This window comes from Faecalibacterium sp. Marseille-Q0746, from assembly GCF_017377595.1.
Taxonomy (GTDB): domain Bacteria; phylum Bacillota; class Clostridia; order Oscillospirales; family Ruminococcaceae; genus Faecalibacterium; species Faecalibacterium duncaniae.
The window spans coordinates 48830-69539 of the sequence record NZ_JAFREI010000018.1; the positions used below are offsets into that span (position 1 = coordinate 48830).

Genomic DNA, 20710 nt, shown 5'->3' on the forward strand with positions numbered 1-20710 from the left:
AGAAAAGAGGATGCAGCAAGCTATGAGCACCGTGGAAGGAAAGAAACAGGAAAAGCGCCGCGCGCTTCTGGATGCAGCTTACGAGCTGTTTCTGGAGCGGGGCACCTCCAAGACCAGCGTGGAGGATATCACCTCCCGCGCCAAGGTGGGCAAGGGCACATTCTACCTCTATTTTGCCGATAAGGGTTCGGTCACGCAGGCCCTGCTGGCCCGGGTGAGCTACCAGCTGCTGGACAACGCCTGTGCCGCTGCCGAACAGCACGCCGCCGAGCTTACCAGCTTCCCCGACCAGATGATCTTTGTCATTGACCATATCATCGAAGCCCTGCGCGCGGACACCCTGATGCTCCGCTTCCTGGAGCGCAGCTTTGTCTGGCCCGGGCTGGATCAGATCGAAGCCAGCGGGGAGGCCGAGCCGCTGATGCGCAAGGTCCTCCAGATCGTGATGTGCAGCCCCGAGATGGCGGGCCGCACCGAGCGGGAGATCTACCAGCGCATCACCGCCCTGGGCAGCATGTGCATATCGGTGTGCTACACCTCTGTATTGGAGGGCAAACCCGACAACATCGACAACATGAAGCCCATCCTCTACGATATCATCCGCCGGGCGCTCTGAGCACCTCTCCCCTGCCAGCCCTCGCAAAGGGGCCTTTGCGCCAATCCTCCGGGGCAAAAAACGGAAAAGGCAGACTTTTTTCAAAAAAGCCCTTGCAATTGCGCGAAAAATGTGGTATCATACTCAAGTCGATACGACATCTGGACGGTTAGCTCAGCTGGTAGAGCATCTGCTTGACGTGCAGGAGGTCACAGGTTCGAGTCCTGTACCGTCCACCATACAGTTCGTACCCGAACCCGATTCTTTATGAAAAAGGGTTCGGGTACGTTTTTTTGTTTACAAGAGGTTCTGCGGAGGGAGTATGCAGAACGGTAAGCAGGAACGAGTAAAGGCAGGATATCATCATGGCGATGGTATCCTGCCTTTTGTGTTACAAGGATATTCTGGGGGCGATTGCTGCGCACAAAGCGCCTTAAGCCCCTGCGTTTGCTTCGGTCAGCACAAAGGTCAGCTCCGCTGTGGCGGCGCACTTGCCATCCACATAAGCGGATGCCTTCCCGATGCCCACTGGGCCGCGCTGTTCCACCAGCTCACAATGGAGCGTAAGAACATCCCCTGGGGTGACCTGTTTGCGGAAGCGGGCATTTTTGATGCCGCCGAAGAGGGCCAGCTTGCCTTTGTTTTCGGGAACGCTCAGCGCCGCCACGGCTCCGGTCTGGGCCAGTGCTTCCAGGATCAGCACCCCCGGCATGACCGGCTGGCCCGGGAAGTGACCGCAGAAGAATTCTTCATTGCGGGATACGCACTTGCGGCCAATGGCCCACTGCCCCGGCTCGTAGTCCAGGATGCGGTCCACGAGGGCAAAGGGGTAGCGGTGGGGCAGAAGGGCTGCGATCTGCTCACTGTTCAGAGCGTTTGCGTTCTCCCGCACGGTGCGCGGTTCTGCCATGGCTCAGCCCTCCCATCTGCGCAGGGCGATGCAGGCGTTGTGCCCGCCAAAGCCCAGGCTGTTGCTCAGTGCGTAGGTCATGGCCTGTGCACGGCCTGCATTGGGCACATAGTCCAGATCGCATTCCGGATCAGGCTGCTCGTAGTGGATGGTGGGTGGGGCAAACTGGTCTCGCAGGGCCAGTGCCGTGAACACGGCCTCGATGCCGCCCGCACCGCCCAGCAGATGGCCGGTCATGCTCTTGGTGCTGACCACGGTCAGCTGCTTTGCGTGTTCGCCGAACACGGCATGGATGGCAGCCGTCTCGCAGGCATCGTTCATGTGGGTGCCGGTGCCGTGGGCGTTGATGTGATCCACCTGCTCCGGGGCAATGCCTGCATCGGCCAGTGTCAGCTTCATGCAGTCGATGGCACCTGTGCCGCCGGGAGCCGGTGCAGTAAAGTGGTAGGCATCGCAGTTGGCACCATAGCCCACCACCTCGGCGTAGATATGCGCACCGCGTGCCCGGGCGTGCTCCAGCTCTTCCAGAACCAGCACACCGCTGCCCTCGCCCATCACGAAGCCGCCGCGGCGGGCATCAAAGGGCAGGCTGGCGGCATCCGGGTCGGTGGCGGTGGAAAGCGCCTTCATGCTGGTAAAACCGCCGATGCCCAGCGGGCTGATGCAGCTTTCGGCACCGCCGCAGACCATGGCAGTCTCGTAACCGTCCCGGATGCGGTGGAAGGCATCGCCCACAGCATTGGTGCCGCCGGCGCAGGCCGTAACCGGGCAGGTGCACATGCCCTTCAGGCCAAAGCGGATGGCCACCTGTGCCGCCGCCATGTTGGCAATGGACATAGGCACAAAGTAGGGGCTGACCTTCTCCATGCCTTTCTCTTCCCCGCGGGTGTGCTGCTCCTCGATGGTGGGGAGGCCGCCAATGCCGCTGGAAAGGACCACACCGATGCTTTTGGCCTCTGCTTCCGTGTTCAGGCCGCTGTCGGCAATGGCCTCGGCTGCAGCAACCAGTGCCAGCAGGGTGAAGCGGGCCATCTTGCGGGCTTCCTTTTTGTCCACAACGGTCTCGGGGTCAAAGTTTTTCACTTCACCGGCCAGCTTGCACTTGAAATCGGTGGTATCAAACTGGGTGATGGGGCCAATGCCGCACCGGCCTGCCTTTGCGGCAGCCCAGCTGTCGGCAGCAGTGTTGCCCAGCGGGTTCACGGTGCCCAGACCGGTGATCACGACTCTGCGTTTTTCCATAGAGAATTTCTCCTTTTACATTGCCATGCCGCCGTCCACACAGAGCACCTGCCCGGTGAGATAGCTGCTTTGTTCTGCGGCAAAAAACGCCACAGCGTTTGCCACGTCCTCCGGCTGGCCTGCGCGGCCTGCCGGGATGTCCTTTGCCATTTCGGTGCGGACAGCCTCCGGCAGGGCGGCGGTCATATCAGTTTCAATAAAGCCGGGCGCAACAGCGTTTACTGTCACATTGCGGCTGGCCAGCTCCCGGGCCAGGCTTTTGGTCAGGCCGATGAGCCCGGCCTTGCTGGCGGCGTAATTCGTCTGGCCTGCATTGCCCCGCAGGGCAACGACGCTGCTCAGATTGATGATCCGGCCCCAGCGCTGGCGCACCATCCGGCGGGCCGCTTCCTTGCAGCAGAGGAACGCACCCTTGAGGTTTGCGTCCAGCACAGCATCAAAGTCTGCTTCGGACATGCGCAGGATCAGGTTGTCCCGGGTGATGCCTGCATTGTTCACAAGGATATCCACCCGGCCAAAGGCGTTCACCGCATCCTCAAAGAGCTTTTTGCAGCCCTCGGCGGTGGAAACATCGGCCTGCACGGCCACAGCCTGCGCGCCTTCGGTCCTGCAGAGAGACACGGTCTCGGCGGCGGCCGCTTCGCCGTGGCAGTAGTTGACCACCACATGGCAGCCCTGCCGGGCAAGCTGTACGCACACGGCCCGGCCGATTCCCCGGCTTCCGCCGGTCACAACGGCGGTACGGATGATGGTTTCTTCGTTCATTGTTCTTCCTTCCATGCGTTCAGAACGGTGTCCAGCTGCGCCGGGGTCTCCACCGACACACAAGTCACACCGGGCAGAGTCTTTTTCACAAAGCCAGAGAGCGCATTGCCGGGGCCGACCTCCAGAATGTGATCCACACCCAGCTCACCCAGACGGTGCAGGGTGTCCTCCATGTAGACACTGCTCTGCACCTGCCGGACCAGCAGGGCCGGGATGCTGTCGCTCTCGGCTTTTTCACGGCCCAGGCAGTTGAACAGCACCGGAACGCTCATTTCGCCAAAGGGTTCGACGGCAAAGCGCTTTGCCAGGGCATCCCCGGCGGGAGCCATCAGACGGGTGTGGAACGGTCCGCTCACCTTGAGCGGGATGCACCGGCGGGCACCGGCCTGCTTTGCAAGCTCCGCGGCCTTGTCCACTGCGGCCTTTTCGCCGCCAATGACCAGCTGGCCCGGGCAATTGTAGTTGCAGATCTGCACACAGCCCAGCGCGGATGCCTGCTCACAGCATTCTGCAAGGGGGACCCGGTCGAGGTTCAGCACTGCGGTCATGCCGCAGTCGATGCCGCTGGCCGCGTCGGCCATGGCTTTGCCGCGGTAGGCTGCCAGCTCAATGGCCTGCTTGGCGGTGAATACACCGGCGGCTTCCAGCGCGGAATATTCGCCCAGAGAGAGACCGGCCACATAAGCGGGCTTGACCCCCTGCTCGGCCAGAACGGCGGATACGCCGCAGGCAAAGGCCACCATGCAGGGCTGGGTATATTCGGTCTGATTCAGAACGCCGTCCGGGTCGTCGAAGCAGACGCGGTGCAGATCAAACGGAAGGTCTGCAGCGTCGAACGCGGCACGGAAAGCGGAAGATGCTTCGTAAAATTCTTTGCCCATGCCGGGGTGCTGGGCACCCTGGCCGGCATACAAAACAGCAAGCTTCATCGGTTTTGCCTCCATTCGGTCACAAGTTCATCCATCAGCTCACGGACAGTGTACATCCGGTCCAGCCTGCCCACATTGGCCCCGCAGAAGAAAAGTCCTTCCTCCAGGTTGCCCTTGACCGCTTCGATCAGTGCATGGGTGATGCAGTAGGGCACCTTGGCGGGGTCGCAGGTCTTCAGGCAGCGGGCACAGTGCCGGGGCGGGAAGCGTCTGCCCTCCGCAATGGCCTGCACCAGCGGCGTGTTCAGCGCCCGGCCCGGCATCCCGACCGGGCTGTGGATGATGCGCACATCCTCAGAACCTGCATTCAGCAGAACGTCCTTGTACCCCTGGGATGCATCGCACTCGTAGGTGGTGATAAAGCGGGTGGCAAGCTGAACGCCTGCGGCACCCAGTCTGGTAAAGTGAGCCAGATCGGCCCCGGTGTACACGCCGCCCGCCACAAACACGGGGATGCTGTGGCCGAACTGCGCCTCATAGGGCTTTACCTCGGCCAGCACCTCCGGCAGGATCTCATCCAGCGTCTGGCAGGTTCCGGAGAACAGGTCCTGCTCCGCAAAGCCGAGATGACCGCCTGCCTTGTAGCCTTCAATGACCACAAAATCAGCGGTGCGGCCGAACTCCTTGGCCCAGCGGCGCAGGATGAGCTTTGCCGCCCGCCCGCTGGAAACGATGGGCGCGATGGCGACCTCCATCGTGTTCACAAGGCCGGGCAGCTCCAGCGGCAGACCAGCGCCGGACACCACAGCGTCCACGCCCGCTTCCACAGCGGTGCGGATGGCGGCGGCATAGTCCTGCGTGGCCACCATTGCATTGATGGCCACCATACCGGCACCGTTTGCGATCTGCTTTGCTTTCCGGATCTCAGCGGTCAGGGCGCGGTGGTTGGCGCTGGCCGGGTCACGGGCAAAGTCCGGCTCCCGGTAGCCTGCATCGGCGGTGGAGATGCACCCCATGCCGCCGCAGGCCGCCACGGCACCGGCCAGCCCGCCCAGAGAAACGCCCACGCCCATGCCGCCCTGCAGGATGGGCACAGACAGAGCTTTCTTTCCGAGCGTCAGCATTCCTCGCTCAGCGCGTGGATACGCTGCCTCCCGCCGTTCCACAGGTCATCCAGAATGTCCGCCACAGGGCGTACCTCGTGGAGCATTCCGGCTACCTGACCGGCCATCAGACTGCCGGTGGAGGTGTCGCCTTCAAACACGGCCCGGCGCAGACTGCCCAGGGTATATTTTTCCAGCTCCATCTTATCGGCACCAGCCTTTTCCTGCCGGACATATTCACGGCTCATCCGGTTTTTCAGCACCCGGACCGGGGAACCGCCGATGCGTCCGGTCACGATGGTGTCGCTGTCCTTGGCATTGAGCAGGGCAGCCTTGTAGTTTTCGTGGATGGGGCACTCCTCGCTCACCAGCAGGCAGGTGCCCACCTGCACGCCGCAGGCACCCAGCGCCAGGGCTGCTGCCAGCTGACGGCCATCGGCAATGCCGCCCGCCGCAATGACGGGCAGATCCACTGCGTCCACCACCTGCGGCACCAGCGCCATGGTGGCCATCTCGCCCACATGGCCGCCGCTCTCGGTTCCTTCGGCGATCACGGCATCGATGCCCAGCTTCTCCAGATGCTTTGCCAGCACGGCGGCAGCCACCACGGGAATCACCTTGATGCCCGCCGCTTTCCACATGGGAACATATTTGCCCGGGTTGCCTGCGCCGGTGGTAACCACCTGCACGCCTTCTTCCACAACGATCTGGGCAAACTCATCTGCCTGCGGGTGCATCAGCATGATGTTCACGCCAAAGGGCTTGTCTGTGAGCTGCTTGCACCGGCGGATATTTTCACGCAGGGTGTCGGCATTCATGCCGCCCGCACCGATGATGCCCAGTGCACCTGCATTGGAGCAGGCTGCGGCAAACTCACCGGTGGCAATGTTTGCCATGCCGCCCTGGATGATGGGGTATTTTGTGCCTAAAATTTCATTTAAAAGTTTCATAGTTTTATCCTATCGGTAAGCGTCCTCGCCCTCTCAGTCTCGCTCTGCTCGACAGCTCTCCCAAGGGGAGAGCCCTTGGCAGTACGGTAAACTTTTCGGTTTTGCCAAAGGCTCCCACTTTGGGGGAGCTGTCACCGAAGGTGACTGAGAGGGCGAGCCCGTTTGCCGAACATGATTTTTACTCTTTGTATTGAAAAATCGCGCCGCCCCAGGTCAGGCCGCCGCCAAAGCCGATGCAGGCCAGCGGTCTGCCCGGGGTCAGCTGCCCGCTCTCGGCCAGCTCGTTGAGGGCGACCGGAATGCTGGCGGCGCTGGTGTTGCCGTGGCGATCCATGTTCTTATAAAATTTTGCCGGGTCGGCCTGCAGGGCCTTGATGCAGTGGTCGATGATGCGGCTGTTGGCCTGATGGCAGACCACCCACGACAGATCCTCGAGGGTCAGCCGGGTCTCGTCCAGCACCGTGTGCAGGCACTTGGGCAGGGCATCCACCGCAAAGCGGAACACCGCCTTGCCGTCCATGGTAATGGGGGCAGAGCCTTCCCGGCTCGGCCCGCCCGCATGGAGGACATCACTGCCGCGTGCCCCCAGCGTCAACGCAAAGGGGGTATCTGCCAGCCGGAAAATGGCGGCTCCGGCCCCGTCGCCGAACAGCACGCAGGTGGAGCGGTCGGTGGGGTCCATCAGGCGGGAAAGCGCTTCGCACCCGATGACGAGGGCATACTGCCCGCCCAGAGTCGTCAGCATTCCCCGCGCCACGGCCATGCCATAGAGAAAACCGGAACAGGCCGCGTTGATGTCCAGCGCGGGCCGGTTTTCGGGCAGGCCCAGCGCCGCCTGTACCTGACAGGCCACGCTGGGGGTGGCATCCGGGGCAGAAAGGGTCGCGCAGACACAGCAGGCAATGTCCGCCGGGGCAAGACCGCTGCGGTCAAGGGCCTGCCGCGCGGCCGCAATGGCCAGCGTGGCGGCAGATTCGTCCTCGGTACACCAGTGCCGGGTGCGGATGCCGGTGCGGCTGGTGATCCATGCGTCACTGGTATCCACCATGCGGCTCAGCGCGTCATTGGTGATCGTCCGTCCGGGAAGTGCCCCGCCGGTGGCGATCAGCTGTAAACCATTCATGCGTTCCTCGTTTCTCCGATCTGGCGGTACTTTTTATAGCGCTGATCGGCCAGCTGCCGGTCGCTCATGCGGCACAATTCTTTCAGGTGGGCGCGCAGAGCGGCATCCATGCGCTCAAACAGGGCCGCGTGGCAGCGCTGGGCACCGCCCACCGGCTCCGGGATCACTTCTTCCACGATGCCGCCGCGGTACAGATCCTGCGCCGTCAGCTTCATCATCTCACAGGCCTCGCCGCTGCGGGAGGAGTCCTTCCACAGGATGCTGGCAAAGCCCTCGGGACTCAACACCGAGTAGACCGCATTTTCCAGCATGAGGATGTGGTTGGCCACACCCAGTGCCAGCGCGCCGCCGGAGGAACCCTCGCCGGTGACCACGGCGATGACCGGCACCGTCAGGCCGCTCATCTCCATCAGATTCCGGGCAATGGCCTCGCCCTGCCCCCGCTCCTCGGCATCCTTGCCGGGGTAAGCGCCCGGCGTGTCGATAAAGGTGATGATGGGACGGCCGAATTTTTCAGCCTGCTTCATCAGGCGCAGAGCCTTGCGGTAACCCTCCGGCCCCGGCATTCCAAAGTTGCAGGCCAGATTTTCCTCCAGCGTGGAGCCCTTGCGGTGGCCGATGACCGTCACCGGCATCCCGTGGAAACGGGCCACGCCGCCCAGAATGGCCGCGTCCTCCTTGCACTGCCGGTCGCCGCGCTGCTCAAAGAAATCCGTGAACAGGGCAGAGATCGTCTCGTCGATGTGCGGACGCTCCGGGTGACGGGCCAGAAAGACCCGATCCTCGGCGGTCAGCGGGCCGCAGGAGCGCAGGATCTCGTCCTCTTCCACCGCCAGCTCTGCCAGTTCGGATGCATGGGCGGTGATGGCCTCCATGTCACTGCCGCTGCCCTTCAGCGCGGCGATCTGTGCGTCCAGCGGGGCCAGCTGCTCCAAAATATCTTTTATCATTCGTGTCTCCCTCCGGCATGAAGCTGCAGGACCTGGATCAGCGTATCCCGCAGCTGACTGCGGGGCACCACCTGATCCACAAAGCCGTGTTCCATCTGGAATTCGCTGCGCTGGAACCCGGCGGGCAGTTTTTCACCGATGGTCTGCTCAATGACACGGGGGCCGGCAAAGCCGATGAGTGCCCCCGGTTCGGCCAGCATGATATCGCCCAGGCTTGCAAAGCTGGCGGTCACGCCGCCGGTGGTGGGGTGGGTCAGCACACTGACGTACAGCCCGCCCTTTGCCGAAAAGCGCTGGATGGCGGCGCTGGTCTTGGCCATCTGCATCAGGCTGAAAATGCCCTCCTGCATCCGCGCGCCGCCGCTGGCCGAAAAGATGACCAGAGGCAGGCGCTTGGCAGTGGCGTACTCCACGGCGCGGGTGATCTTCTCGCCCACAGCCGTGCTCATGCTGCCCATAAAGAACCGGCTGTCCAGCACGGCTGCCACACAGGCCACGCCGCCAATGCGGCCGACGGCGGTGACAGCAGCCTCGTGCAGGCCGGTCTTGTTCTGGGCGGCGGCAAGCTTTTCCCCGTATCCGGGGAAGTTCAGCACATCCTGCGGATCAAGGTCAGCGTCCAGTTCCCGGAAGCTGCCGTGATCCAGCACCAGACTGAGCCGGTAATACCCGCCAATGGGCATGTGATAGCCGCAGTTGGGGCAGACATACAGGCTTTTGCCCCACAGGGTGCGGGCAGCGCGGCGGCCGCACTGCTTGCACTCCACAAACTGCGGCTCGTGCCAGACGGCTCCGGCATCCCGCTTGGCTTTCAGCTGGAAAGTGCGCTCCCGCATCCGGTTGGGGAGCAGATCTCGGATATCATTCATCGCATGTTTCCTCAGATATGTGCGGTGATGTAGTTGTAGATGTCACCCACGGTCTTGAGCTTTGCCAGCTCCTCGTCCGGGATGGACACACCGCAGGCATCCTCCAGCGCCATGTTCAGCTCCACGGCATCCAGGCTGTCGGCCTCCAGATCCTCGGTCAGGCTGGCCTCCATGGTCACCTTGTCCTCCTCGCAGTTCAGGGTGTCAACAACGATCTTCTTCATTTCTTCAAACGTCATGGTAATATTCTCCTTTGATTGACTTGTATTTTTATTATCTAAAAAGTTTGAGGTTTCTTGCGAACACGACCATTATATCTGAATCGTCGGATAAGTCAAGAATAATAGCTAAAATATTTTAACTTTTACAATTCTGACACACTTTCCTCCACAGGGGCAGTTCCTCTTTTCCATTGCCCTTTTTCCCCAAACGTGCTAATATGGGTTCAGCACTCAGACAAGAAGGAACGAAAGGATGGATCCCATGAAATTCAGCGAAATGAGTTATACCCGCCCGGACATTGATGCCCTGCTGGGCCAGTGCAAGGCACTGGCCGCCAAGGCCGCCGGGGCCGCCAGCGGCGAGGAGCTGGTGAATGTTTACTACGAGCAGAGCCGCGCCTTTGCCGATTACAGCACCGCCGCACAGCTGGCAAGCATCCACTACACCTGCGACACCCGTGACGCTTATTGGAAGGCCGAGCAGGACTTCTTTGATGCCAACGGTCCCGCCGTGGAGAACGCACGGGTGGAGATCAGCCGGGCATTTCTGGCCAACGCCCATGTGGACGCGCTGACCGAAGCCTTTGGCACCACCTGCGTGGCCGGTATGAAGAATGCCGTGCTGGGCATGGATGACCGCACCGTGGAGCTGCAGAAGGAGTACAACGCCCTTGTCAGCCAGTACCAGCAGGTGTACGGCGGCGCACTGGTCGAGTTTGACGGCAAGCAGCTGACCATTCCCCAGCTGGGCCCCTATAAGGAGAACCTGGACCCTGCCGTCCGCCGCGCCGCCTACGAGGCCGAGGCCGCGTATTTCGATGCCCACCGTGACGAGCTGGACGGCCTGTACACTAAGATCGTCAAGAACCTGAACGCACAGGCGCAGATCCTGGGCTACCACGATTACAGCGAGCTTTCCTATGTACGGATGAACCGCATCGGCTACGGCCCTGCCGAGATCCGGAAGTTCCGCGACCAGGTGGCCAGCGATGTGGTGCCTGAGCTGAAAAAGGTGATCGAGCTGCGCTGCAAGCGCACCGGCATCTCCCACCTGACCTTCTCCGACCTGCCTGTGGCGTTTCAGGACGGCAACCCCTCTCCCATCCCCGGCTACGATGCCCGGATGGCCGCTGCCCGCACCATGTACCATGAGTTGAGCCCCGAGACCGCAGAATTCATTGACTTCATGCAGGACAATGAGCTGTTCGACGTGGAGAGCCGCCCCGGCAAGATGTCCGGCGGCTATATGACCAGCCTGCCCACCTACAAGGCCCCCTTTATCTTTGCCAACTGGAACAACACCTCCGCAGACGTGGACGTGCTGACCCACGAGTGCGGCCACGCCTTTGAGGGCTATGTGGCCGAGCGTGACCCCAAGGTCCCCGCAGACCTCGAGTGCCCCGGCATGGAGAGCGCCGAGATCCATTCCATGGCCATGGAGTTCCTGACGGCTCCCTGGCACCATCTGCTCTTTGGCAAGGACACTGAGAAATACGCCCTGCTCCACGCCGAGGACAGCTTCCTCTTCCTGGCCTATGGCTGCATCGTGGACGAGTTCCAGCACAGGATGTACCAGAACCCCGACCTCACCCCGGACGAGCGCAACGCCGTCTGGCTGGAACTGGAGCACAAGTACCGCCCCTGGATCGATTTCGACAACCTGCCCTTCTATGGCCGCGGTGCCGGCTGGCAGCGCCAGCTCCACATCTATGAGTGCCCCTTCTACTATATTGATTACTGCCTGTCCACCATGGCAGCACTACAGTTTTTCCTGCTGAGCCTCAAGGACCACAAGGATGCCTGGGAGCGCTACCTCAAGCTGGTGCGCCGTGCCGGTCTGGCCAGCTACACAGAGCTGATGCAGACCGCCGGGCTGAAGGTTCCCTTTGAGGATGGCTCGATCAAGGCCATCGCCCAGCAGATGGGCCAGTGGATCGCAGAGCATCAGGTGTAAGGCTTAACCCCCCAGGCTCGCATTCGCTCGCCAGCCCCCCTAGTAGTGGGGCCTTTGGCATATAGGAAAACTCGCAGAGCTTTCCGTAACGCCAGGGCCGCCCCTATTAGGGGCGGTGGCAATGCGAAGCATTGACGGTGGGGTTTACCTCTTGCCAAACCCGCTCTTTTCTATTATTATAGAACCAACAAGATCCCATTGCGGGGTGTGAAAAGGAGCGGTATTGCAATATGGCAGAACAAAAGATCAAGGGTGTCAAAAAGTTTTTTGAGGAGTTCAAGGCCTTTGCCATGCGCGGCAACGTGCTGGATATGGCAGTTGGTGTGGTCGTCGGCTCGGCATTCACGGCAATCGTGAATTCTCTGGTGGGTGATGTCATCAATCCGCTGATCGGTCTGTTCTTCAACAACGATTTCTCTGAGGTTGTTGTCAAGATCGGCGATGTTGATCTGAAGATCGGCTCTTTCATCAGTGCGATCATCAATTTCCTGATCGTTGCCTTTGTGCTGTTCCTGGTGCTGAAGGCCTTCAACGCCGTGTTCAACAAGAAGAAGGAAGAGGCCGAGGAAGCTCCTGCGGAGCCGACCACCAAGGTCTGCCCCTACTGCCAGAGCGAGATCTCCATCAAGGCCGTGCGCTGCCCCCAGTGCACCTCCAAGCTGGAAGGCTTCCCTGAGATCAACGACTGAGTTCCCTGAAAAGCACAGCGCCCCCGTTCACTGTAAGATCGCAGTGAGCGGGGGCGCTTTCTTGTGAATAGGAGGTCGATTTTATCGCAAATACAGACTATGGGAATATACGGAGCGGCACAAACTCCATAACTGGAAAGAAAAAATTCCATAAAACGCCAAAAAGCCCTCGGATAAGTCATACCTATACAAGAAAGTTTGAACTTTTCGTGAATTTTCTGTGTTTCGACCATGGACAGGTGGGAACAGTTCTGCTACAATGAGAGCTGTTCTTTCCGCCGGTTCCCACGCGGCGGTTTTTATTTTTACTATAACACAGGAGGAACTTTCATGTTAGAAAAGATCTTTCACCTGAAAGAAAACCACACCGATGTCAAGACCGAACTCATGGCGGGTGTCACCACCTTTATGACGATGGCCTACATCCTTGCGGTCAACCCCAGCATCCTGTCCGCTTCGGGCATGGATGCCAATGCGGTCCTGATCGCCACCTCGCTGGCATCGTTCGTTGGCACTGCCCTGATGGCTCTGCTGGCCAACTATCCGTTCGCTCTGGCTCCTGGCATGGGCCTGAACGCCTACTTCTCCTACACGGTCGTCCTGACCATGGGTTACAGCTGGCAGCTGGCCCTGATGGCCGTTTTTGTGGAGGGCATCATCTTCATCGTGCTGAGCCTGTCCAATGTGCGTGAGGCCATCTTCAACGCCATCCCCATGACCCTGAAGAGCGCTGTCAGCGTGGGCATCGGCCTGTTCGTTGCATTCGTCGGCCTGCAGAACGCAAAGCTGATCGTGAACAGCGATTCCACCCTTGTTACCTATCAGCACTTCAAGGGCGAGACCTTCCATAGCATCGGCGTGGGTGCGATCCTCACGCTGGTGGGCGTGCTCATCACCGCCATCCTGCTGGTCAAGAAGGTCAAGGGCGGCATCCTGTACGGCATCCTCATCACCTGGGTGCTGGGCATCCTCTGCGAACTGACCGGCATCTACATCCCCAACCCCGATGCCGGCATGTACAGCGTCATCCCCACCAGCTTCATCAGCTTCGATTTCTCTGCTCTGGGCAAGACCTTTGGTCAGGTGTTCAAGACCGATTTCTCCGGCGTGGGCATCCTGAACTTCTTCGCCGTGATGTTCTCCTTCCTCTTCGTTGACCTGTTTGATACCCTGGGCACCCTGATCGGTGTTGCTTCCAAGGCCGACATGCTGGATGAGGAGGGCAAGCTGCCCAACATCAAGGGCGCGCTGATGGCCGACTCCATCGCCACCTGCGCCGGTGCCGTGCTGGGCACCTCCACCACCACCACCTTCGTCGAGAGCGCTTCCGGCGTGACCGAGGGCGGCCGTACCGGCCTGACCTCCATGACCACCGGTGTGCTGTTCCTGCTGGCCGTGGTGTTCAGCCCCCTGTTCCTGACCATCCCCAGCTTTGCGACCGCTCCGGCCCTGATCATCGTAGGCTTCTACATGATGGGTTCTGCCCTGAAGATCGAGTTCGACGATCCTGCTGAGGGCATTCCCGCATTCCTGACCATTCTGGCAATGCCCACTGCATACAGCATCTCTGAGGGCATCGCCATCGGTGTCATCTCCTGGACCCTGTTGAATGTCATCACCGGCAAGGCCAAGGAGAAGAAGATCAGCCCCCTGATGTATGTGCTGACCGTTCTGTTCATCCTGAAATACGTCCTGCTGTAACAGGCATTTGCAGCAAACAGAAAGCCCCGGCTCCGGCCGGGGCTTTCGTGCGTTTATTGGTTCCTGCGCGGGTGGGGCGGGCAGGGTTCAGCCGCCGAACAGCCCGAAAAAGCTGGTGTGTGTCATGCCCAGCACCAGAAACAGAAGAATGAGGGCAAACAGCACCCCAATGATGATGTCCATCTGGTGGACCGTGAGGGGGAATTTATCGTAGAGCTTTTCCTTGGGGTTGACGAAATTCGGGTCGTTGTTGTCCAGCAGAGTCTTTTTGCGCTCAGCGCTCTGGGCTTTGGCGGCGGCAAGTTCTGCCTGCTCCTTTTCCAGCTGGGCCTCCCGCTGGGCAAGCAGTGCCTCACGGCGGGCCAGCTCTTCCTCCCGCTGGGTCTGGTTCGTTTCTGCCATGGTGGTATCCTCCGGCGTTTTTTCTACCAGTATACCATAGAATTGTGACAGAAAAAACTCCTCCCGCAAAAAGCGGCCTTATTCCGCCAGCAGATCCTCCACCACATCCATCAGCTGAGACGGCTCGAGCTGGCACGCGGTACAGCGCGCGGCCAGGCGAAGGACCCGCACCGGGTCAACGGAGACATCTGAGATGAACCGCAGTTTTCGGTGTCGTCCGTGAGATGCAGAATACGCGGCAATGCCAAAGGATGTATACGCACCACACGCGGGATGATAAAGTCGTTCCATAACACAATGATACCAAAACACACCAATCACCTCTCTGTCAAAATTGTCACGCCGCTTTGAAACGGCTGCATGAATGCAGGTTCGCTGCCCGCAAAATGTTCTGACAAATTTTATATACCATCTCTTGGCTTCAAAATAAACAGCCAAAATTTCGAAATTTGGCGGCGTGTTTTGCATGTCCGGTGAAACCGGTGGTGCAGTAAAAAGACGAACCGGAAAACGAGAACGAACAATTTTACGGAATATCGTGTAAAATTGAGAAAAATCAACTTCACGCAGCAACAGAGGAAAGAATGCTCCGCGGAAAACCGAAAGCACAAAAAGAAAAATCTTTGCCGCAGCTTAACCACTTTTTGACAGAAAAAGTTGCGAAATCAGTCGTAAGATCGAGCTTTCTGGTATATCACTTGTTCGCTGTGCGGATAAGGCTGCTCGTTCTGCCTTGCCTCCGCATCGTCTGCCGCAGACACCGGCACTGCCCTTGTCTGAAATGCTTTCACTCCGGAGGCAAACCAGATGAAAAATCAGACGGGCCGCATCACTTGACTTTCCCCTTGCAGGGGAGTATACTCCGGGGCAGTGAAATATTCGGCTATGACGAGAAAGAGTACCCGGAAAGAATGCTGCAGAGAGCTGCCGGATGGTGCAAGGCAGTGCAGGGTGTCCGTGGGAAGATCCTCTCCGAGCTTTCCGGCTGAATGGGCGGCATCTGCGCCCCAGTAAGCGGGAACGGCAGGCTCCCGTTATCACGGGCCGCGCATTGTTGGATGCGCACTGAGGGGCCGGGCTTTGCACCGGCAATAAGAGTGGTACCGCAGAGGATTTACGCCTTTGTCTCTTACAAACCGTAAGGGACAAAGGCGTTTTTGTTTGCGGGAAAGCCATTTTCCGGATGTTTCATTGCCTTTGCATCCGCAAAAATCAGGACCTGGAAAAGGAGAGTTTAACATGAAAACACTGGAAAAAGTAAGCGACTTTGTAGGCAGGTATATGGCTGCTATCGTCATTGTGGTGGCAGCGCTGGCCCTGTTCTTCCCCGGCACATTCAGCGTGGTAAAGACCGCATGGGTCAACACTCTGCTGGGCATCGTTATGTTCGGCATGGGTCTTACCCTGAAGCCGGAGGATTTCAAGGTGGTGTTCAGCCGCCCGAAAGACGTGGTCATTGGCTGCGTGGCACAGTTCACCCTGATGCCCTTCCTGGCATGGGCGCTGACCCAGGTGTTCCATCTGCCCACTGAGCTGGCCATCGGTGTCATCCTTGTGGGCACCTGCCCCGGCGGCACCTCCTCCAACGTGATGACTTATCTGTCTAAGGGCGACGTTGCACTGTCCGTTGGCATGACTGCTGTTTCCACCGTGCTGGCTCCGTTCCTCACCCCGCTGCTCACCCTGCTGTATGCCGGTCAGCGCGTGGAGGTGAACCCCGTGAACATGTTCCTGTCCATCGTCAAGGTGGTGCTGGTTCCCATCGCACTGGGCTTTGTGGTCAACCACTTCTTCCACGCCTTCACCCAGAATGCCGTCCGTGTGCTGCCGCTGATCTCCACCACTGCCATCGTGCTCATCATCTGCGCCGTTGTGTCCGCAAACTCCGCTAAGATCATGACCAGCGGTCTGTTGATCCTGGCCGTGGTCATCCTGCACAACCTGCTGGGTTATCTCACCGGCTTTGGCGTGGGCAAGCTGCTGAAGCTGGACTCCACTAAGTGCCGTGCAATTTCCATCGAGGTCGGTATGCAGAACTCCGGTCTGGCCACCTCTCTGGCCGCTGCTCACTTTGCACAGTATCCGCTGGCAACCATCCCCGGTGCTGTGTTCTCTGTGTGGCATAACATTTCCGGTGCCCTCCTTGCCAACTTCTTTGCCCGCACTGCAGAGAAGAAGGACTGATGGTTCATAAGAACCTCAACCGCCCGGAAACCTCTCTTACACCTTTCGATTTGCTGAACAAAAACCGAGTATACTATAATATCAAAAGGCAGGGTACCACCTCCATGGTGATACCATGCCTTTGCTTGTTTACCGTTCCGAGTGGTGCCTCCGCAGGAACTTGTCGGGGCGGGGCCCCTCCGTCTTGCTGCGCAAACGTGTTCTTGTTGGGGCGTACCTGCCCCAGACCCTGCTGGGAACGAGTACGGCAAACTGGAAGTTATATATGCCTTTGCAAATATACCATATCTATTAGTTGTACACCGCCCTCATAAATTAGGTGGTCATAATTATCGGTAAAGAAATTAGGAATCTTGTGAGAACGAACAAATCCACATTTTTCATAAAATGGTATCGTCAATGGACTGTCACCTGTTCCAACTTGCAAAACAGAATATTCATCTGCATATTTACCGGCAAGAAAATCAATTAGTGCTTTGCCATAGCCCTTTCCCTGATTTTCCGGATCGACTGCGATATTCTTAATTTCAAGTATTTCGTTACCTTCATCGGTGACAACACATTCAGCTTTTACATCATTGTCTTCAAGCACATACATAGTTCCTTTTTCAAGATACCGATCAACCATGCTCGCCTGTTCATCAGCTAATAACAATAATGATATAAACTGCTTTTTATTCTCATTCACTTCTCGGATTTTCATATCCATTACTCCGTCAAACTGGAATTGTTCTAAATCTTCTCGATTGCACCTTCTTGCCCTTCGGACAAGGAGTCTCCCTCGTTCAAAGTTCTTACAAAATTTCTGTTTAACGATTTCTTTTTCCGGTATTCTCTGTCCCACGGATTTCCTCATGATAGAAATAATCTACGATCACCGGATGCCCCTGCGGGACTCTTCCATAAGGCATTTCATTATCCACAAAGGGACAATCATACTTCTTAGCCATTTCCGCAGCTTTTACTTCAAGTGCTTCAAAGTAGCTGCGGTTATGCTTGTTATAGATCTCGTCGTAAAGTGGTACAAGATCAGGATGTTTTTCGGTGATATAATCCATAATTGTCTTTTTGAAACCGCCTCGAAGATTGAGATTTTCGAGCCAGAACAGATCGCACTGATCCTTTACCCGCTCAAAGATTGCTTCAAAATCCGTGATACCGGGAAATACCGGGGATACGAAACAGACTGTACGGATACCTGCTTCATATACCTGCTTCATAGCAGCGATACGCCGCTCAATGCTCGAAGCAGAGTCCATATCGTTCTTGAAATTTTCATCCAGTGTGTTGATCGACCATGAAACGGTTACACGTCCAAGCTTCTTCAACAGATCAATATCCCGTACCACAAGATCCGACTTTGTGCAGATCAGAATATCTGCGTCACTGCCGATCAGCTGCTCCAGAAGTTTTCTAGTATTCCCGAATTGCTCCTCCTGTGGATTGTAGCCATCTGTCACAGAACCGATGACCACCCGCTGTCCGGCATATTTCTTCGGATTTTTAATTTCCGGCCAATGCTTCACATCAAGGAAAGTGCCCCATTCCTCCGTGTGTCCGGTAAAGCGCTTCATAAAAGAAGCATAGCAATACTTGCAGGCATGTGTACAGCCTACATAGGGATTGACCGAGTAACCGCCTACCGGCAGACTGGACTTGGTCATGATGTTCTTTGTTTCCACCTCACGAATGAGGATTCCATCAATTACTTCTGCCATGATCTCTGTACCTCTAATACTTTATTGAATTCTTCTGGCATTTCCTGAATCATATTTTCATCCCCTATGATAGGGACAAGGTCTTCCTTCATAAACACCGGAATGCCGAGCTTATGTGCCTGGTCCGTCAGAGACCATGCCCACTCCGGCTCCGTATGAACCTTCCTGCTCTGAACCCCGGTCATGGTGCCGACAACGATCCAGTTGATTCTGGAAAGGTCAACTGCACCGGGATCGTCGAATAACGGCTCAAAGGTAACATGGTAATGTTTTGCTCTGACATTTTCCCGTAGTGCGTCAATACGCCACAGTTCTGCTTTTCTCGTCACCGTAACACCAAACCATGCGTTTTCCAAATCTGTATCAAAATCCAGCAGATCTGGTCGCTTTGTAAGGAACAGGAACTGATGCTGTGGATTTTCACGGATTTTTTCAAATACCTCGTCTCTCCATTCTGACTTCCAGCCGGAAAGATCGCTCATACCGGTAAGAAGAAAGTTCTGCGGACGTTTCTTTTCCATCATCTTGAGCTTACCCGGAAAGAATTCAGGGGCAGCAAAGTCATCAATCATATGCCAGCGTTTCACATTATTGCGGGCATAGCAATATACACACCCCACTGTACATCCGATGACGATATTCATGTTTTGAATCTGATCTTTGATGCAAACACTCATGATTTCTGCCACTCCTCAAGATTCTTTCTGATACGGTCGAGGCATTCCTCAAACCGGGTAATTTCTTCCTCCGAAAAACCTTTGTAGTAAATACTGCCCATTTCATCAGATACAGAATCGTATTCGTCCTTTAAGGCATATGCTTTTTCAGTCAGAAACAGGAGTGTTTTCCTTTTGTCCGTTTCAGACTGAACGCGTCTTATCAGCCCTTGATTTTCCATTCTTTCCAGCATCGTAGTAAGAGAAGTTAACGCTAATCCACATTTGATTGAGAGTGACCTGATTGAGATTCCATTTTCCTGCCACAGCACATAAAGAATACGCCCTTGGGCTCCGTTAAACGCATCAATATTCTTTTCGCTGAGAATCTTCTCAAAGATTCGATCTCCAAGTTGTTTTATTTTGGTAACAAGAAATCCGCCATTCATTTTCACACAAAAAACTCCTATATAGTATTTTATCAAATAATACTATATAGGAGTTTTACTGTCAACAGTTTGTATGTCTAAGTAGAAGTAAATTCCGATTTGTTGAACGAAACCGAGTATACTATAATGTTAAAAGGCAGGGTATCACCACCGTGATGATACCCTGCCTTTGCTTGTTTACCGTTCCGAGTAGTCTTTTTTCAGAACTTGTTGGGGCGTGCCTGCCCTAAACCCTGCTTCATAATATCGATCATGACCGATCAACGACTGATTTATAGTAATTGCCAAAGTCTGCAAGTGCATTGACGATTGGTAACATTTCCGTTCCGAGATCGGTCAACCCATATTCTACTTTGGGAGGATTCTCGTGATAATCACGGCGGTAGGCAAGCCCATCATCAATCATCTGTCTTAAGCTCTCGGTCAAAACTTTCTGCGAGATCCCGTCGATGCTTCTTTGCAGCTCATTGAATCTCCATGGACGCTCTTTCAGATTGCGCAGAAGCAAGAGTTTCCATTTTCCGCCAATCAGGGATACTGCTGTTGCAACCGGACATTCCGGCAGTTCTTCTTTTGTACGCATATCAGTCACCTCTGTATATAGTAGTATAGCACATTCATTTTTGAGTGTACAGTTACAAAAAGGTGCGTACTTGTTTTTGAATGTGTGAGCTTCTATACTTAGCTCAGGCAATGAAAGATTGCGAATTAAAATGGAGGTGCTTACAATGGCAAGCTACACAAAAATGACAGTTGGAAAAGAAAATCGGACGGAGCTTCATGAAAAGCTCGCCCTGACTGGTGCGGAGATCAGCTTGAATACGCTTCCTGCGGGAGCAAATGTTCCGTTTGTCCACTCCCACAAGGCAAATGAGGAAATCTACGGTGTTCTTTCCGGCAAAGGCAAGGTCGTTATCGATGGCGAAGAAATCAGCCTTGCAGCAGGCGACTGGCTGAGGATTTCTCCCGTGGCAAAACGTCAGTTCTTTGCTGCAAACAATTCTGAAATCACTTATATTTGTATTCAGGTCAAGGAGAATTCTCTCGAAGGCTATACTGCAACGGATGCTGTGATCTACTGATAAAACATATCAAAACAAAAGGCAGGATACCACCGTCATGGTGATACCCTGCCTTTGCTCATTTACCGTTCGGTTGCTGCGGTAAACTTCAATAAACAAAAACGTACCCGAACCCTTTTTCGTAAAGAATCGGGTTCGGGTACAAACTGTATGGTGGAGCATTGTCAGCAGCAGTCGAACCTTTAGGCAGGCATATCGTTGCTGCGGTCAGAGCGCTTCAAACCGAGAAACGGAGGCACTTCGGAACGCTTCAGCCCTTGCTCGTGTGCTTTTTTCAG

General features: G+C 56.6%; 23 protein-coding genes, 1 tRNA gene and 1 other annotated feature. Of the genes, 7 read left to right on the top strand and 17 right to left on the bottom strand.

The features are described 5' to 3' along the window. Positions 1-22: 22 nt before the first annotated feature. Entirely contained in the window at positions 23-616 is a 594-nt protein-coding gene (locus J3351_RS10655; RefSeq protein WP_035394844.1) for a TetR/AcrR family transcriptional regulator, read from the top strand. 142 nt (positions 617-758) lie between these two features. Then, positions 759-834: transfer RNA gene (locus tag J3351_RS10660), tRNA-Val, on the top strand. Positions 835-1028: 194 nt separating this feature from the next. On the opposite strand, the gene fabZ is transcribed toward J3351_RS10660, so the two are convergent. The 10 genes from fabZ to acpP all read right to left on the bottom strand — a co-directional run bounded on the left by fabZ (position 1029) and on the right by acpP (position 9615). Continuing rightward, positions 1029-1505, bottom strand: a complete 477-nt coding sequence (gene fabZ, locus J3351_RS10665) for a 3-hydroxyacyl-ACP dehydratase FabZ (protein WP_207697721.1) — start codon at positions 1503-1505, stop codon at positions 1029-1031. A 3-nt stretch (positions 1506-1508) separates the two neighbouring features. Beyond that, entirely contained in the window at positions 1509-2747 is a 1239-nt protein-coding gene (gene fabF / locus J3351_RS10670; protein ID WP_207697722.1) for a beta-ketoacyl-ACP synthase II, read from the bottom strand. Between the two features lie 15 nt (positions 2748-2762). Then, positions 2763-3512, bottom strand: coding sequence for a 3-oxoacyl-[acyl-carrier-protein] reductase (fabG, locus tag J3351_RS10675; RefSeq protein WP_207697723.1), 750 nt, complete (start codon positions 3510-3512; stop codon positions 2763-2765). Next, on the bottom strand, positions 3509-4441 hold the full coding sequence (locus J3351_RS10680; protein ID WP_207697724.1) for an ACP S-malonyltransferase: 933 nt from the start codon (positions 4439-4441) through the stop codon (positions 3509-3511). The genes fabG and J3351_RS10680 overlap by 4 nt, the downstream gene beginning before the upstream one ends. Further along, on the bottom strand, positions 4438-5505 hold the full coding sequence (locus J3351_RS10685) for a nitronate monooxygenase family protein (protein ID WP_207697725.1): 1068 nt from the start codon (positions 5503-5505) through the stop codon (positions 4438-4440). Before J3351_RS10685 ends, J3351_RS10680 begins: the two co-directional genes overlap by 4 nt. Further along, positions 5499-6434 carry a DUF561 domain-containing protein gene (locus J3351_RS10690; protein ID WP_097773325.1) on the bottom strand — a complete coding sequence of 312 codons (936 nt, stop codon included), beginning with the start codon at positions 6432-6434 and terminating at the stop codon, positions 5499-5501. The genes J3351_RS10685 and J3351_RS10690 overlap by 7 nt, the downstream gene beginning before the upstream one ends. Positions 6435-6612: 178 nt before the next feature. Beyond that, positions 6613-7557, bottom strand: coding sequence for a beta-ketoacyl-ACP synthase 3 (locus J3351_RS10695; RefSeq protein ID WP_207697726.1), 945 nt, complete (start codon positions 7555-7557; stop codon positions 6613-6615). Next, positions 7554-8507, bottom strand: a complete 954-nt coding sequence (locus J3351_RS10700; protein WP_005935299.1) for an acetyl-CoA carboxylase carboxyltransferase subunit alpha — start codon at positions 8505-8507, stop codon at positions 7554-7556. The genes J3351_RS10695 and J3351_RS10700 overlap by 4 nt, the downstream gene beginning before the upstream one ends. Beyond that, positions 8504-9376, bottom strand: a complete 873-nt coding sequence (gene accD / locus J3351_RS10705) for an acetyl-CoA carboxylase, carboxyltransferase subunit beta (protein WP_207697727.1) — start codon at positions 9374-9376, stop codon at positions 8504-8506. The genes J3351_RS10700 and accD overlap by 4 nt, the downstream gene beginning before the upstream one ends. Before the next feature lie 11 nt (positions 9377-9387). Continuing rightward, entirely contained in the window at positions 9388-9615 is a 228-nt protein-coding gene (gene acpP, locus J3351_RS10710) for an acyl carrier protein (protein WP_005935295.1), read from the bottom strand. A 244-nt stretch (positions 9616-9859) separates the two neighbouring features. On the opposite strand from acpP, the gene J3351_RS10715 reads away from it, so the two are divergent. From J3351_RS10715 to J3351_RS10725, 3 genes are all read left to right on the top strand, one after another. Continuing rightward, positions 9860-11551: a M3 family oligoendopeptidase gene (locus J3351_RS10715; protein WP_097773434.1), complete on the top strand. Its 1692-nt coding sequence runs from the start codon at positions 9860-9862 to the stop codon at positions 11549-11551. Positions 11552-11781: 230 nt separating this feature from the next. Next, on the top strand, positions 11782-12240 hold the full coding sequence (gene mscL, locus J3351_RS10720; RefSeq protein WP_005935290.1) for a large conductance mechanosensitive channel protein MscL: 459 nt from the start codon (positions 11782-11784) through the stop codon (positions 12238-12240). Positions 12241-12570: 330 nt separating this feature from the next. Further along, on the top strand, positions 12571-13941 hold the full coding sequence (locus J3351_RS10725) for an NCS2 family permease (RefSeq protein ID WP_207697728.1): 1371 nt from the start codon (positions 12571-12573) through the stop codon (positions 13939-13941). A gap of 87 nt (positions 13942-14028) precedes the next feature. Here J3351_RS10725 and J3351_RS10730 read toward each other — a convergent pair whose 3' ends face one another. Beyond that, positions 14029-14343, bottom strand: coding sequence for a hypothetical protein (locus J3351_RS10730; protein WP_097771623.1), 315 nt, complete (start codon positions 14341-14343; stop codon positions 14029-14031). Between the two features lie 78 nt (positions 14344-14421). Continuing rightward, positions 14422-14916, bottom strand: coding sequence for a DUF6514 family protein (locus J3351_RS10735; protein ID WP_207697729.1), 495 nt, complete (start codon positions 14914-14916; stop codon positions 14422-14424). A gap of 303 nt (positions 14917-15219) precedes the next feature. After that, positions 15220-15476: a binding site (T-box leader), on the top strand. A gap of 106 nt (positions 15477-15582) precedes the next feature. Between J3351_RS10735 and J3351_RS10740 the strand changes: the two genes are divergently transcribed. Next, the gene (locus J3351_RS10740; RefSeq protein WP_207697730.1) at positions 15583-16527 is read left to right on the top strand and encodes a bile acid:sodium symporter family protein; all 945 of its coding nucleotides are present in this window, start codon (positions 15583-15585) and stop codon (positions 16525-16527) included. 259 nt (positions 16528-16786) lie between these two features. On the opposite strand, the gene J3351_RS10745 is transcribed toward J3351_RS10740, so the two are convergent. The 5 genes from J3351_RS10745 to J3351_RS10765 all read right to left on the bottom strand — a co-directional run bounded on the left by J3351_RS10745 (position 16787) and on the right by J3351_RS10765 (position 19933). Beyond that, complete coding sequence (locus J3351_RS10745) at positions 16787-17230, bottom strand: GNAT family N-acetyltransferase (protein ID WP_117477155.1); 444 nt, start codon at positions 17228-17230, stop codon at positions 16787-16789. Positions 17231-17336: 106 nt separating this feature from the next. Continuing rightward, on the bottom strand, positions 17337-18245 hold the full coding sequence (locus tag J3351_RS10750) for a radical SAM mobile pair protein B (protein ID WP_207697731.1): 909 nt from the start codon (positions 18243-18245) through the stop codon (positions 17337-17339). Next, positions 18233-18922: a radical SAM mobile pair protein A gene (locus J3351_RS10755; RefSeq protein WP_156061590.1), complete on the bottom strand. Its 690-nt coding sequence runs from the start codon at positions 18920-18922 to the stop codon at positions 18233-18235. The genes J3351_RS10750 and J3351_RS10755 overlap by 13 nt, the downstream gene beginning before the upstream one ends. Then, positions 18919-19356: a radical SAM mobile pair system MarR family transcriptional regulator gene (locus J3351_RS10760; RefSeq protein ID WP_156059798.1), complete on the bottom strand. Its 438-nt coding sequence runs from the start codon at positions 19354-19356 to the stop codon at positions 18919-18921. Before J3351_RS10760 ends, J3351_RS10755 begins: the two co-directional genes overlap by 4 nt. Before the next feature lie 244 nt (positions 19357-19600). Continuing rightward, positions 19601-19933 (bottom strand): helix-turn-helix domain-containing protein, encoded by a 333-nt coding sequence (locus tag J3351_RS10765; protein WP_005943481.1) that lies wholly within the window; start codon positions 19931-19933, stop codon positions 19601-19603. 145 nt (positions 19934-20078) lie between these two features. Between J3351_RS10765 and J3351_RS10770 the strand changes: the two genes are divergently transcribed. Beyond that, complete coding sequence (locus J3351_RS10770; protein WP_156059797.1) at positions 20079-20432, top strand: cupin domain-containing protein; 354 nt, start codon at positions 20079-20081, stop codon at positions 20430-20432. The last annotated feature ends 278 nt before the right edge of the window (positions 20433-20710 follow it).